General features: G+C 75.6%; 9 protein-coding genes and 1 pseudogene. 8 read left to right on the top strand and 2 right to left on the bottom strand.

What is annotated here, in order from left to right:
* Positions 1 to 18: 18 nt before the first annotated feature.
* Positions 19 to 177, top strand: a pseudogene (locus GD970_RS22520) (helix-turn-helix domain-containing protein); the annotation flags it as partial.
* Between the two features lie 577 nt (positions 178 to 754).
* Positions 755 to 1492 carry an RNA-guided endonuclease InsQ/TnpB family protein gene (locus GD970_RS15055; RefSeq protein WP_282958513.1) on the top strand — a complete coding sequence of 246 codons (738 nt, stop codon included), beginning with the start codon at positions 755 to 757 and terminating at the stop codon, positions 1490 to 1492.
* A 57-nt stretch (positions 1493 to 1549) separates the two neighbouring features.
* On the opposite strand, the gene GD970_RS15050 is transcribed toward GD970_RS15055, so the two are convergent.
* Positions 1550 to 2200 carry a Maf family protein gene (locus GD970_RS15050; RefSeq protein ID WP_152203718.1) on the bottom strand — a complete coding sequence of 217 codons (651 nt, stop codon included), beginning with the start codon at positions 2198 to 2200 and terminating at the stop codon, positions 1550 to 1552.
* Positions 2201 to 2496: 296 nt separating this feature from the next.
* Here GD970_RS15050 and GD970_RS22515 point away from each other — a divergent pair, with 296 nt between their 5' ends.
* The 6 genes from GD970_RS22515 to GD970_RS15020 all read left to right on the top strand — a co-directional run bounded on the left by GD970_RS22515 (position 2497) and on the right by GD970_RS15020 (position 13332).
* The gene (locus GD970_RS22515; RefSeq protein ID WP_170297345.1) at positions 2497 to 4458 is read left to right on the top strand and encodes an Hsp70 family protein; all 1962 of its coding nucleotides are present in this window, start codon (positions 2497 to 2499) and stop codon (positions 4456 to 4458) included.
* Positions 4459 to 4460: 2 nt separating this feature from the next.
* On the top strand, positions 4461 to 6989 hold the full coding sequence (locus GD970_RS15040; RefSeq protein WP_226925372.1) for a helix-turn-helix transcriptional regulator: 2529 nt from the start codon (positions 4461 to 4463) through the stop codon (positions 6987 to 6989).
* Between the two features lie 336 nt (positions 6990 to 7325).
* On the top strand, positions 7326 to 8453 hold the full coding sequence (locus GD970_RS21745; RefSeq protein WP_170297323.1) for an IniB N-terminal domain-containing protein: 1128 nt from the start codon (positions 7326 to 7328) through the stop codon (positions 8451 to 8453).
* A gap of 221 nt (positions 8454 to 8674) precedes the next feature.
* On the top strand, positions 8675 to 9760 hold the full coding sequence (locus GD970_RS15030; RefSeq protein WP_152203716.1) for an IniB N-terminal domain-containing protein: 1086 nt from the start codon (positions 8675 to 8677) through the stop codon (positions 9758 to 9760).
* 93 nt (positions 9761 to 9853) lie between these two features.
* Complete coding sequence (locus GD970_RS15025; RefSeq protein WP_152203715.1) at positions 9854 to 11734, top strand: dynamin family protein; 1881 nt, start codon at positions 9854 to 9856, stop codon at positions 11732 to 11734.
* Complete coding sequence (locus GD970_RS15020) at positions 11731 to 13332, top strand: dynamin family protein (protein WP_152203714.1); 1602 nt, start codon at positions 11731 to 11733, stop codon at positions 13330 to 13332. Before GD970_RS15025 ends, GD970_RS15020 begins: the two co-directional genes overlap by 4 nt.
* On the opposite strand, the gene GD970_RS21740 is transcribed toward GD970_RS15020, so the two are convergent.
* Positions 13274 to 13889: hypothetical protein (locus GD970_RS21740; protein WP_193314961.1), on the bottom strand; the 616-nt coding region annotated here is incomplete at its 5' end. The two genes, GD970_RS15020 and GD970_RS21740, sit on opposite strands and share 59 nt — an antisense overlap.

Here is a 13889-nt window from a genome sequence, read left to right as displayed (position 1 = left end):
CAAAGGGTGCGTCTCTCAATGTGGGTGGGGGCTGGCAGCGTTCGGGGTGTGAGCCGGCACACGACGTTTCGTTTCTGTCTCGACCCCACGGTCGAGCAGGAGCGGGTGCTGGCCCGGCACGTGGGGGCGGCGCGGTTCGCGTTCAACCAGTGCCTGCGCCTGCACCTGCGGGCGCGGGAGCGTCACGGGCGCGGCCACGACGCCGGAGGCGATGATACGGGGTGGGTGCCGTGGTCCGGGTTCGATCTGATCAACGCGTTCAACGCCTGGAAGCGCTCCGAAGCCGCGGGGCGCCGGTATCTGGTCGATCCCGGCGGCGTGGCCGAAGTGGAGGTCACGGGGCTGTCATGGCGCGGGGAGGTGCTGGCCCAGGTGTTCGAGGAGGCCGCCGTCGACCTGGGCCGGGCGTTGAGCGCGTGGACGATGGCGCGGGCAGCGGGGCGACGGCGGGTGGGCCATCCCCGGTTCAAGAAGAAGTCCACCGACGGGTCGTTCCGCGTCCGGAACAGGCTCCGTGGCGGGCATCCGACGATCCGGGTCGGCGCGGAAGGCACCCGTCCCCGGTCGGTCACCCTGCCCAAGATCGGCACCCTGCGGGTGCGGGAGGACACCCGGCGCCTGCGCCGGATGATCGCCACGGGCCGCGCCCGCGTCCTGTTCGCCACCGTCTCCCGCAACGCGGCGGGCCGCTGGTCGATCGCCCTGACCGTGGAGGCGGCGGACCTGCACCCGCAAGGCCAGGCACCCGCCCCGCCTGGCCGGCGACGCCGCGGGCTGGGTCGGGGTCGACCGGGGCCTGGCGGCCCTGGTCGTGGCGGCCACAGCCGACGGCGAAGAGGCCCTCCGTGTCGAACGCGCCCCGCGGTCAAAGCGGTCGGCAGCGGCCCGCACCCGGCGGCTGGCGAGGTCGCTGGCCCGTAAGCAGAAAGGATCCCGCAACCGCAGGAGGGCCGCCGCCCGGCTGGCCCGCCACCACGCCCACCTGCGCGGGCGCCGGCGGCACCTGCTGCACCAGGTCTCCGCACGGCTGGTCAAGACCCACGACCGGCTCGTCCTGGAGAACCTGCACGTGGCCGGCATGCTCGCCAACCACCGCTTGGCCGCCGCGATCTCGGACGCGGCCTGGGTTGAGCTCGCCCGCCAGATCGGCTACAAGCAGACCTGGCGCGGCGGACAGGTGCTCCTGGCGGACCGGTGGTTCGCCTCCTCCAAGACCTGCTCCGGATGCGGACACCGCAAGGAGACGCTGAGCCTCAAGGAGCGGACCTACCGGTGCGCGGCGTGCGGGCTGATCATCGACCGCGACCTCAACGCCGCCGCCAACCTCGCCACCTGGGCCACCCGCCACACCGCCCAGGAGGCCGGGGACCGTCAAGCAGACGGCCCCGTCACCAACGCCCACCGACGGGACGGCTCTGGCCCGCGCACCAGCGCGGACGAAACCAGCCCGGACGACGTGGGAACCGAAACTCAGACCGGCCACCCGGCCTGAGACTCGGACGCCCGAGAAGGGCGGTGCCTCACAACTCAGGGAGTTGGGCGACACGCTTTAGCCGGCCGCCGTCGCGCCCGTGGACCTGGCCCACAGGTCGGTGATCGCCACGCCGACCTCGCCCAGCAGGTCGCGCAGCAGCGGCAGGCTGAGCCCGACGACGCCGTGGTAGTCGCCCTCGATCGCGGTGACGAAGGGGCCGCCGAGGCCGTCGACGGTGAACGCCCCGGCCACCACCAGCGGCTCGCCGGTGGCGACGTAGGCGTCGATCTCGGCGTCGGTGAGCTCGGCGAACCGCACCACGGTGGAGGAGGTCGCTCCCACCTCGGCCGGCCCGGCGATGAGCCAGTGCCCGGTGTGCAGCACCCCGCTGCGCCCGCGCATGCGCCGCCAGCGGGCGACGGCGTCGGGTGCGTCGGCCGGCTTGCCCAGGACCTCACCGTCGAGCTCGAGCATGGAGTCGCACCCGAGCACGAGGTCAACGGCGGGGGAGCGGCCGTGGACGTCGCGCGCCTTGGCCCGGGCCAGCAGGAGCACCTGGTCGGCGGCCGGGACCGGCGCGGTGCCGGCGCGGGCGGCCGCGGCGGCGGCACCGGCCAGCACGGCGTCCTCGTCCACGCCCGACACCTCCACCAGCGGGTCGATGCCCGCGGCGCGCAGGGTGCTCAGGCGGGCGGGGGAGGCGGAGGCGAGGAGGAGTGACGTCACGCCGGTCAGGGTAGGGGACGTGCACGGGGGTGATCATCACCTGAAAAATTCGCCCGCCGTGATCGCCCCGTGACCGGCCTGTTACACCGCTGTGATCGCCGCCACCTGCGGAGAAATAAAAGAAGCAATTTCCTCTTAATGCTGTCCGGGAGGGTGAGGTCATCCCGTCGGCTCCCACCCCCTGGAAGGACGACACCTGTCGGGTTAGCCTGTGGTGCGAGTCACCGTCGACCTCGGCCCTCATCGTCGATCGCCGGGGCCGTCGGAGGCTCCGCATGAAGCGGCTAGGGGGGTTCATGGCGTACGTGGTCGGCATCGACATCGGCACGAGCTTTGTCGCAGCCGCCATCACCCGGCTCGGCGGCGCCGGTCACGAGGCGCCGCAGCTGCTGCACCTGGGCACGCGCTCCACCGCCGCGCCGTCGGTGATCTATCTCGGCGAGGACGGCCAGCTGCTGGTCGGCGAGGCGGCCGAGCGCCGCGGGCTCACCGACCCGCACCGGGTCGTGCGCGAGTCCAAGCGCCGGGTCGGCGATCCCGTCCCGCTGGTCGTCGGGGACCAGCTCGTGGCGCCGCAGGACGTCTTCGCCGCCCTCGCGCGCTGGGTGGTGGACCGCGCGACCGAGCAGGAGGGGGAGGCCCCCGAGCGGGTCGTCGTCGCGCACCCCGCCGGGTGGGGCGGCTACAAGACCGGCCTGCTCCGCGAGGCGCTCGCGGGCGTCGGGCTCGGCGACGCCGCGCTCATCAGCGAGCCCGAGGCCGCCGCGCTGCACTACGCCGGCTTCGAACGGGTCGACGTCGGCAGCACCATCGCGGTCTACGACCTCGGCGGCGGGACGTTCGACGTCGCCGTCCTGCGCAAGGCCGCCGCCGACACCTTCGACGTCCTCGGCACCCCCGAGGGCCTCGAGCGCCTCGGCGGGGCCGACTTCGACGAGGCCGTCTTCCGTCACGTCACCACCAGCCTCGACGGCGCCCTCGCGGCGCTGGACACCGCCGACCCGGCCGTCCTGCTGGCCTGCTCCCGCCTGCGCCGCGAGTGCACCGAGGCCAAGGAGGCGCTCTCGGGCGACTCCGAGACCACCGTGCCGGTCCTGCTGCCCGGGGTGCACACCCAGGTCCGGCTCGTCCGCGCCGAGTTCGAGGGGCTCATCGAGGGCCCAGTGCGCGAGAGCGTCGAGACCCTCCGGCACGCGCTCAGCGTCGCCGAGGTCGACCCGGGCGAGCTGTCGGCCGTCCTGCTCGTGGGCGGCTCCTCCCGGGTGCCGCTGGTCGCCGAGCTCGTCTCGGCCGAGCTGGGGCGGCCCGTCGCCGTCGACGCCGACCCCAAGGCCAGCATCTGCCTCGGTGCCGCCCTGGCGGCCGCCTTTCCCGGCGCGGCGGAGGGCGCCACGGTGACGGTCGACGACGCCGCCCCGTCCTCCGACGCGGCGGCCGGCGCCCCGGTGCCGGACGAGGACCGGGCCGTCGGCGCGGCCGCACCCGGCACGGGCGGGGCCGCCTACGACGCTCCGACCCTGCCGCTCGACGCCCGGCTCCCCGCCCCGGTCGGCGCGGCCGGTGGCGGACCGTGGCTGGTCGGCACCCGCCGCGGGGCCAAGGTGGCGGCCGTGCTCGCCGGGGTCGTCGGCATCACGATGCTCACCGCCGTCGCGGGCCAGACCCCCGAGGTCGTGCACAGCCTGCTCCCCCCGACCCTGAACGAGGCCCAGGCGGGCACGCCGAATGGTGCCGCGACCGGCACGACGCCCGGGGCCTCCGCGACCGGCACCGGCGACGCCACGACGCCCGGGAAGGGCGCGGCCGGCCCGACCTCCGGCACGGCCAGGCCGGCGGCCCGGCGCACGACGGCCGGTCCCACCCCGGAGGCCACCCCGACCCCCGGGGCGCCGTCGTCGACCGCCGCCCAGCCGAGCACCCCGGCGGCCGGCCCGTCGGCACCGCGCCCGGCCGGGACGGGCACCCCGAGCACCACCGGTACCAGCACGCCGGGCGCGACCGGCACCCCCTCCACCCCGGCGACCCAGGCGCCGCCGCCGTCCACCAGCCCGGCCCCGTCACCCTCGCCGACGCCGGCACCGACGACCCCGGCCCCGGCGACCGAGCCGCCCAGCGGCGGCACCACCGGGCAGGAGGACCCGACCACAACGCCGCCGGCCCCGACCGAGCCGACGAGCCCGGCGGAGAGCCCGTCGACCGTCCAGGGGGACACCCAGCTCGTCGAGGCCCCGGCCGGCACCGGAGGGACGGGAGGGTGACCGTGGACACCCGCGCAACCACCGCCTTCCCCGTGCGCAGCCTGCGCGGTCCCGCGGCCGCGCTGCTCGACGAGGTCGCCGCCGACCCGCAGCGCCGCCTGCTCGTGGGCGTCACCGGCCCCGCCGGCACCGGCAAGTCGGCCCTCCTCGGCGAGCTGGCCAGCGTCTACCGGGCGGCCGGTTTCGAGACCCGGCACGGCCCCACCCCGGACCTGGCGAGCCGGGACGCGACGGCGTACACCGCCGTCCTCGTCGACGACGCCCACGACCTCGACGACGTCACTCTCGGGCGGCTGCGCGAGCTGGCCCAGACGGGGGAGAGCCATCTCGTCGTCGCCCACCGACCCTGGCCCCGCAGCAGCGCCCTGCGCGCCCTGCTCGCCACGCTCGACCTGCACCGCCCGCCCGTCGCGCTCGGTCCGATGGCCCGGGACGACATCGCCGTCGTCGCAGCGCACCGGCGCGGGCAGCCGGTCCCCGGCGCGGTCGTGGACGCGCTGGCCCGGGTGACCGCGGGGATGCCGTGGCTCGTCCAGCGGGTCGTGACCACCTGGCCGCGCGACGGCGTCCAGGTGGCCCCGCCCGCCGTGCTCGCCCAGCTCGGCCGCGAGCTCGAGCACCTCGACGACCGGCTGCGCGAGCTGCTGCTCGACCTCGCGGTCGGCTTCGACCTCTCCGGCGACACCCCGCCGCCGGCCCTCGAGCGGGACTTGGACGGCGTGGAGGACCTCGTCGCCCACGGCGAGGCCGCCGGGCTGCTCACGTCCGCCGGCGCGATCGTCCCCCTCGTCGGCGAGGCCCTGCTCGCGGCGACGCCGGCCCACCGGGTCCGGGCGCGCCAACGCGCCCTGCTCGCGGCGGTCGACACCCTCGGCCGCCCCCTGGACGACGTCGCCCGCCAGCTCGCCCGGACGGGCCTGGCCGACCCGCGCGTGGCCGCCGCGCTCACCGGTCAGGCCGACGCCGCCCTGGCGCGGGACCCCGTCGCCGCCCGGGCGCTGTACGCCCAGGCCGTCGCCGCCGGGGCCGACGCCGGCGCGCTCGCCGCCCGGCGCGCCCAGGCCGCCGCGCTGTCCGGCGACCTCGACGAGGCCGGCCGCATCGTCGACGACCTGCTCACCCAGCCCGGCCCGCCCGACCTGGGCCGCGCCGTCGACGTCGCCGCCGAGGTCTGGTCCCGGCGCGGGATGCTGGCGCGCAGCGCCCAGGTGTACCGCTGGCTCGGGGCGGGGCGTGTGGGCGCGTCCGCGCCGCTCGCCGTCGTGGCCCTGCTCGGGGCGGGGGACCGCGAGGGCGCCGAGGAGATGCTCGACGCCGCGCCGGCGGCCGCGCCGCCCACCGTGCTCGCGGCGGTGCCCGGCCTGATGTCCGAGGGGCTGCGGGCGACCCTCGACGGCTCCGCCACCGCCGCCATGGCCTCGCTCGTGCGCGCCTCGGACATGCTCACCGCCAGCGGCTGCGCCATCCCCCTGCCGATCTCCCCGGCGGCGCTCGGGGCGCTGGTTGCCCTGCACGTCGGAGAGCTCTCCGTGGCCGAGTCGGTCGTCGAGGGCGCCCTGGCCGGCGGGCAGGGCAGTGCCGCCGCCCGCCCGGGCCTGCTGCTGTTCCGGGCGTGGACGGCGATGCTCCGCGACCGCCCCGACCTCGCCCAGAGCGCCCTCGCCGAGGCGGCCGCCGGCGGGCACCCCGCCTCCCCGCGGGAGGAGCTCTTCCTGCGCGCGCTCGAGGTGGGGCTGGCCCGGCGGACCGACGACGCCCCGGCGCTCGTGCAGGCGTGGGGCCGGGCCCGGGAGACGATCCTGCACTTCCCGGTCGACCTGTTCACCCTGCTCCCGCTCGGCGAGCTGCTCATCGCCGCGGCCCGGCTGCGGGACACCGCCCGGGTCGAGGGACACGTCGCGGAGGCGTGGGCGCTGCTGAGCCGGCTGGGCGACCCGCCGCTGTGGGCGGTGCCGCTTCACTGGGCCCACGTGCACGCCGCCATCCTGGCCGAGCGGCCCGCCGACCTCGGCCCGCACGCCGCGGCGCTCGTCCGCGCGGCCGGGAAGAGCCACTACGCCGCCGTCCTCGCCTCCGCCGGCCGGGCCTGGGTGTCGGTGCTCGCCGGGAACGTCGACGTGGCGACGGTGGAGAACGCCGCCCGCGGGCTGGCGTCCGTCGGGCTGACCTGGGACGGTTCCCGCCTGGCCGGGCACGCCGCCGCCCGCACGGAGGAGCGCAAGGACATGGCGCGCCTGCTCGCCCGGGCCCGCGACCTGCATCCCGGCACCAAGCCCGGCCTGCCGCAGGAGCCCGCACCCGCGGCGAGCCGCCCCCTCGTCGACGACAGCGGGCTCAGCCCCCGCGAGCGGGAGATCGCCGGGCTGGTGCTGGCGGGCAAGACCTACCGCGAGATCGGCGACACGATCTACATCTCACCGCGCACCGTGGAGCACCACGTCGCACGGATCCGGCGCCGGCTCGGCGCGGCCTCGCGCTCGGAGCTGCTCGCCCGGCTGCGCATCGCCCTCGGCGAGGAGTGGAGCGCGTAGCCGGAGCGCTCCGGCCCCGTCCGGTCCAGCACCTCGGACGTCCGGGACTGAGCGCTGAGGACGTCGCGCGACGCCCCCCGACGCGTCGTGTGCCCGGGCACGCCAGGCCGCAGCCTGCCGGCTTTCATCCACCGATCACCCGTCCCCCTCACCCCTGAGCCCCACCCCCTACCAGAGCCCAGACCCCGGAACGCGGGTGCCCGGGCCGAGACCCCATCCCGAGCCCGCAAGCATCGGCGGCACCCCCGATGTGGTCGACACCTGTCCGGTCCTACGTTCGCCTCAGTCGGGCGGAACCCGCCCGGCCCTGACGCTTCAAGGACGAGGAGATCACCGATGGCCACCATCGCCAGCCAGTTGCTCGAGTTCCTGATGAACCTCATGCGCGACCCGCAGGCCGCTGCCGAGTTCAACGCCGACCCCGAGGGCTACCTCGCCAGCTCCGGGCTCGCCAACATCTGCAGCGCCGACGTCGAGGCCGTCGCACCGGTCGTGCTCGAGCACGCCGTCAGGCGGGAGGTCGGCGGCGAGGCCCGCGCCGAGGCGTCGGCGCGGGCGGAGGCCTACGCCCGGGCGGAGGCCGTCTCGCGCAGCGACCGTGACCACGGGCGGGACCACGACCGTGACCACGACCACGGCCGGGACCACGACCGCGACCACGACCACGGCCGGGACCACGACCACGACCACGCGGTGACCCAGCTGACCCACATCGTCAACAACTTCGAGTACACCAAGAACATCGACGACCGGGACACCAACGTCGACCAGTCCGTGAACCAGAACATCTGGACCGACGGCGGCGACGTCAAGCAGTGGTTCGACAACGACGCGATCATCGCCTCGGGCGACGACTCCGTCGCCGCCGGCGACGACGCGCACGTCGACAACTCCACCGACAACTCCACCAACGTCGAGGCGCACGACTCCACCGTCGAGGTCGGCAACACCGACGTCGACATCGACGACTCCTTCAACGACGACCACTCCGAGGACAACTCGGACCACTCCGACAACTCCACCAACGTCGACTTCGACGCCACCGACTCGTTCAACGACGAGTCCACCAACGTCGACGTCGACATCGACGACTCCTTCACCCAGGACAACGACGGGATCGACGTCGAGAACGTCGACTGGGACAACGTGGGCAACTCCGACAACGATGGGATCGACGTCGAGAACGTCGACCTGGACAACGTCGGCAACACCGACAACGACGGGATCGACGCCAAGGACGCGGACATCGACGTCGACGCCTCGGACAACTCCACCCACGACCACTCCACGACGATCTCCGACAACGAGGTGGGCAACACCAACGTGTCGGACAACGTCGTCATCGCCGACAACGAGGTCGGGAACACCGAGATCGAGGACAACGTCGTCGTGGAGGACTCCTTCGACGACAACTTCTCGGACAACTTCTCCGACAACGAGCTCGAGGTCGACGGCGTCGCGTGACCCCGCCCCGGTGGCCGGCCCGACCCCCCCTCGGGCCGGCCACCGGCCTCGCCCTGCCCTGGCCGGGCGGGGCCGGCAGGCCCCTAGCCTCAGGGGCCGGCACCCCCTAACGCGGACGGGCGCAGGTACGGGCAGGACCCCGATGCCGTCCGGGTCGGCGGCGCTTACGTTCGACGCAGCGCACGCCGCTCGCCCCCGGGCGATGACGACGAGGAGACTCGATGACCACCATCGCCAACGCGTTGCTGGAGTTCTTGATGCAGATGCTCAGGGACCCCGACGCGGCGGAGCGGTTCCGCGAGGATCCCCACGGGGAGCTGCACCGGGCCGGCCTGGACGACGTCCACACCGACGACGTCGACGCCGTGCTGCCGGTGGTCCTCGACTACGCGCCGATGCGGGTCGACACGTCCTTCCAAGGCGCCGGGCACGCGGGCGGCGGCACCTCCTGGGGCGGGCCCGGCCGCGGGGACCGGCACCAGGACGGCGGACGGGGCCCGGAGCACACCGAACGCGGTGACGACGACGGCTGGGGCGGCCACGGCGACGACGACCACGGTCACGCCGTGACGCAGCTGACCCACATCGTCAACAGCTACGCATACACCTCCAGCGTGGACGACCGGGACACCGTCACGGACCAGGCGGTGCACCAGAACGTGTGGGCCGACGGCGACGTCCTGCAGTGGTTCGACAACGACGCGATCGTCGCCACGGGCGACGGCGCGATCGCAGCCGGCGGCGACGTGCACGTCGACGCCGCCACCGACGGCTCGACGAACCTCGAGGCTCACGACGCCGCCGTCGAGATCGGCACCACCGACCTCGACGTCGAGGACTCCTTCGACGACGACCACGTCACCGACGGCTCCGAGCACTCGGGGCACCTCACGGAGGACGCGTTCGACGACGGCTCCGACCGCCCCACCGACGTCGACCTCGACCTGACGGACGCCTTCGACGGCCCGTCGCCCGACGTCGACGTCGACCTCGAGGACTCCTTCACGCCGGACGACGTCGGCACGGACGTCGACGACGCCGACCTGGACGACGTGGCCGGCGCCGGCCTCACGGACGCCGACCTCGAGGTTGACGCCTCGGATGGCTCCACCCACGACGCCCCGGCGGCGATTACCGACGACGAGATCGGCACCGCCGACGTCCCGGGCAGCGCCGTCGTCGCGGCCGACGAGGCCGGGAGCACCGAGGACGCCCTCGTCGTGCACGACTCCTTCGACGAGACCTTCTCCGACAGCTTCACCGGCACCGACGTCGGCCCGGACGGCCTGGGCGACGTGCCGAGCTGAGCCGCACCGACCGCCGGGCCGGCCCTCGGGGATTCCGTCCCCCGGCGGGCCGGCCCTGTGGTGCGATAGATCCTCACGCCCGAGGGAGGGACCGTGGCAGATCTGGTCACGCTGGTCGATCAGTCCATCACGCTGGTGCGCGACGGCGAGCGCGCGGACCTGCGCCGCCGCCTGGAGCAGACCCGGCGCCGGCTGCTCGACCCCGCCATCCGCGTCTTCGTCGTCGGGGAGTTCAAGCAGGGCAAGAGCATGCTCATCAACGCCCTCGTCGGGGCGCCGGTGTGCCCGGTGGACGACGACGTCGCGACGGCGGTGCCCACGGTGGTCCGCCACGGCGAGCAGCCCACCGCCGCCGTCCTGCTCGCCGGCGGGGGAGAGGACGCCGCCCCCGAGCGCCGCCCGGTCCCGCTGGAGGACCTTCCCCGCTTCGTCACCGAGGCCGGCAACCCCGGCAACACCAAGCGCCTGGTCGGGGCCGAGGTCACGCTGCCGCGCGCGGTCCTCGCCGGCGGGCTCGCCGTCGTCGACTCCCCGGGCGTGGGCGGCCTGGACTCCGCCCACGCCCTGGCCACCCTGACCGCGCTGCCCGCCGCGGACGCCGTGCTGGTCGTCTCCGACGCCTCCCAGGAGTACACCGAGCCGGAGATGCACTTCCTGCGCCAGGCGATGCGGGTGTGCCCGAACGTCGCCGCGGTGCTGTCGAAGACCGACCTGTACCCGCAGTGGCGGCGCGTGGCCGACCTCGACCGCGGCCACCTCGCCCGGGTCGCGGCCGACATCCCCCTGTTCCCGGTCTCCTCGGTGCTGCGCCTGCACGCCGGCCAGGTGGGCGACCAGGAGCTCAACGCCGAGTCGGGCTTCCCCGCGCTGGTGGCCTACCTGCGCCGGGAGATCGTCGGGCAGGCCGAGCGGCTCCAGCGCCGCTCGGTGGCGCACGACCTGCTCTCCACGGCCGAGCACCTGCGCCTGGCCCTGAGCTCCGAGCTCTCCGCCCTGCAGGACCCCGAGCGCACCCCGCAGCTGCTCGCCGAGCTCGAGGTGGCCAAGGACCGCGCCGACGAGCAGCGCAAGCGCTCGGCCCGCTGGCAGGTGACGCTCAACGACGGCATGGCCGACCTCATCGCCGACATGGACTACGACCTGCGCGACCGGCTGCGCGCCGTCCAGCGCGAGGCCGAGCAGGCCATCGACGCCGGCGACCCCGGCCCGGTGTGGGACCAGTTCGCGGACTGGCTCGAGCAGCGGGTGGCCTCGGCGGTCTCCGAGACGTTCGTGTGGACCGCCGAGCGGTCGCAGTGGCTCGCCGAGCAGGTCGGCGACCTGTTCGCGGAGGACGACGTCAGCCTGCCGCTGCTGCACGTGGAGGACACCGACGACGTCCTCGACCCCGTCGCCCCCGTGCCCGACCTCGACCCGGGCCACGTCTCGGCGGTGCAGAAGGTCCTCATCGGCATGCGCGGCTCCTACGGCGGGGTGCTGATGTTCGGCCTGCTCACCGGGATCGCCGGGCTGTCCCTCATCAACCCCATCTCGGTGGGGGCCGGGGTGCTGCTGGGCGGGAAGGTCTACCGCGACGACAAGGAGAACCGGCTCAAGCGGCGCCAGGCCGAGGCCAAGAGCATCGTGCGCCGCCAGGTCGACGACGTGACGTTCCAGGTCGGCAAGCAGCTGCGGGACCGGCTGCGGGTGGTCCAGCGGGCCATCCGCGACCACTTCACCGAGATCGCCGAGGAGCACCACCGCTCCCTGACCGACTCCGTCCTCGTCGCCCAGCGCGCCGCCACCGTGTTCACCGCCGAGCGCGAGCAGCGGATCAAGACGCTGCAGGCGGAGCTGGCCAGAGTCGAGGCGCTGCGCCGGCGCGCCGAGGCCCTGGGCAAGGAGGCCACGGCGCCGCGGTCGGGCGGGGCGCCGGCTTCCGGTGCGAGCGCGGGCGCGGCACCGGCCGCCGGGGCCGGCGCGGTGGTGCCGTGAGCACCGACGGCGCCGTCCGCCGCCTGCTGCGCGACGCCCTCGAGGTCTACGGCGACGACCCGCAGGCCGCCGCGCTGCTGCGCGGCTACGCCGCCCGGCTCGACGGGCCGCTGCGCGTCGCCGTCGCCGGCATGGTCAAGGCGGGCAAGTCCACCCTCCTCAACGCCATCCTCGGCGAGGAGCTGGCCCCCACCGACACCGGCGAGTGCACCCGGGTGGTGACCTGGTACCGCTACGGGCCCGTCCCGCGCGTCACCCTCCACCCGGTCGACGGCGAGCCGCGCCAGCTGCCGGTGCGCCGGGTGGACGGGCGCCTCCGGCTGGACCTCGCGGGCCTGCCGGCGGAGGCGGTGGCCCGGTTGGTCGTGGACTGGCCGACGGCGAGCCTGCGCGAGCTGACCCTCATCGACACCCCGGGCATCGCCTCGCTGTCCACCGACGTGTCGGCCCGGGCGACGGCCTTCCTCACCCCCGACGACGCCCCGTCGGAGGCCGACGCCGTCGTCTACCTCCTGCGGCACCTGCACGGCTCGGACATCCACTTCCTCGAGTCCTTCCGCGACGCGGCGGCGGGCCGCTCCGGCACGGTCAACGCCCTGGCGGTGCTCTCCCGGGCCGACGAGGTGGGCGCCGGGCGGCTCGACACGATGGTCTCCGCCCGGGACGTCGCCGCCCGCTACCGGGAGGACCCGGTGCTGCGTCAGCTGGCGCTCGCGGTGGTGCCGGTCGCCGGGCTGCTCGCCCAGAGCGCGCGGACGCTGCGCCAGGCCGAGTTCGCCGCGCTGCGCGCGCTGGCCGGGCTGGAGCGGGAGGAGCGCGAGCGGCTGCTCCTGTCGGCCGACCGGTTCGCCCACGCCGCCGGCACCCCGGTGGACCCCGAGGTGCGCGCGGCCCTGCTCGAGCGGTTCGGGATGTTCGGGCTGCGCCTGGCCATGGTGCTCATCCGCAGCGGCATCGACGACCCCACCGAGCTCGCCCACGACATGGCCCGCCGCAGCGGTCTCGGGGAGCTCCAGCGCCTGCTCGACGGGCAGTTCCAGGCCCGCGCCGGCCAGCTCAAGGCACGCACGACGCTCGTGGGCCTGGAGGCCCTGCTCCGCGAGCGGCCCCGGCCCGGCACCGAGCGGCTGGCCGCCGAGGTCGAGCGGGTGCAGGCCGGGGCGCACGAGTTCCGCGAGCTGCGGCTGCTCGCCACGGCCCGCACCTCCGGGCTGCCGGTGCCCGCCGCGCTGGCCGCCGAGGCCGAGCGGCTCGTGGGCGGGGCCGGGGTCGGCGCGGCCCGCCGGCTGGGGCTGGGGGACGACGCCGCGCCGGGAGAGGTGCGCGAGCAGGCGCTCGCCGCGCTGCGCCGCTGGCGGGCGCTGGCCGCGAACCCGCTGACGGACCGGGCCACGGCCGCCGTCTGCGAGGTGGTGGTGCGCAGCTGCGAGGCGCTGGTGGCCGCGGCCGGCGGGGGCGGGCGTCAGCGGCTGGTGCTGCGGGCGCCGTCCTCCGAGGATCCCGCCGCCCCGCGTATCGCGGGCGCGGGCCGCGAGCCGGTCACGCCGGGGACGACGGCTCCGCGCGGAACCAGCGCGTCGCCGACGGCGCGAGGCTGACGATCCAGGCCGCCGCGGCCAGCAGCAGCTGGGCGACCAGCGGCCAGCGGACCCCGGCACCCTCCGCCCCCGCCGCGGCGAGGTAGGCGTCGGCGAGGACCATGACCGCGGCGTGGACGATCAGCATGACCAGCAGGGCGATGCGCGCCCAGGCGCGCCGGCCCATCATCGTGCGCAGCAGCAGCGCCTCGACCACGATGACCAGCAGCACGGCGGCGAAGGAGCCCCAGAAGATCAGCCGCCCGAGGGACGCCAGGGACGCTGGGTCCCGGGTGGGGTCGAGCTCGGTCACCATCTCGGTCAGCCGCTGCTGGCCGGCGGTGCGGTCCAGCCAGGCGAAGCCGGCGGCCACCAGGCCGGCGACGAAGCTGAGCAGCCACAGGGTCCGGCTGGTGAGGATTGCGCGCGGGGGCGGGACCTCCCGGCGCACCGGGGCGGGGGTCTCGGCCGACAGCGGCGGGCGCGGGGGCGGGCCGGACCGTCGCGCCGGCGCAGGGGCGATCCGCTCGGTCGGTGCCGCGCCGGCGGTGTCCGGCGGGGTGGTGGGTGCGGCGGGG

Origin of the sequence: Georgenia thermotolerans (assembly GCF_009193185.1) — a bacterium.
In the GTDB taxonomy this organism is placed as follows: domain Bacteria; phylum Actinomycetota; class Actinomycetes; order Actinomycetales; family Actinomycetaceae; genus Georgenia; species Georgenia thermotolerans.
The sequence above is the reverse complement of the archived record's forward strand: the minus strand, read 5'-3'. Positions and strand labels throughout refer to the sequence as shown.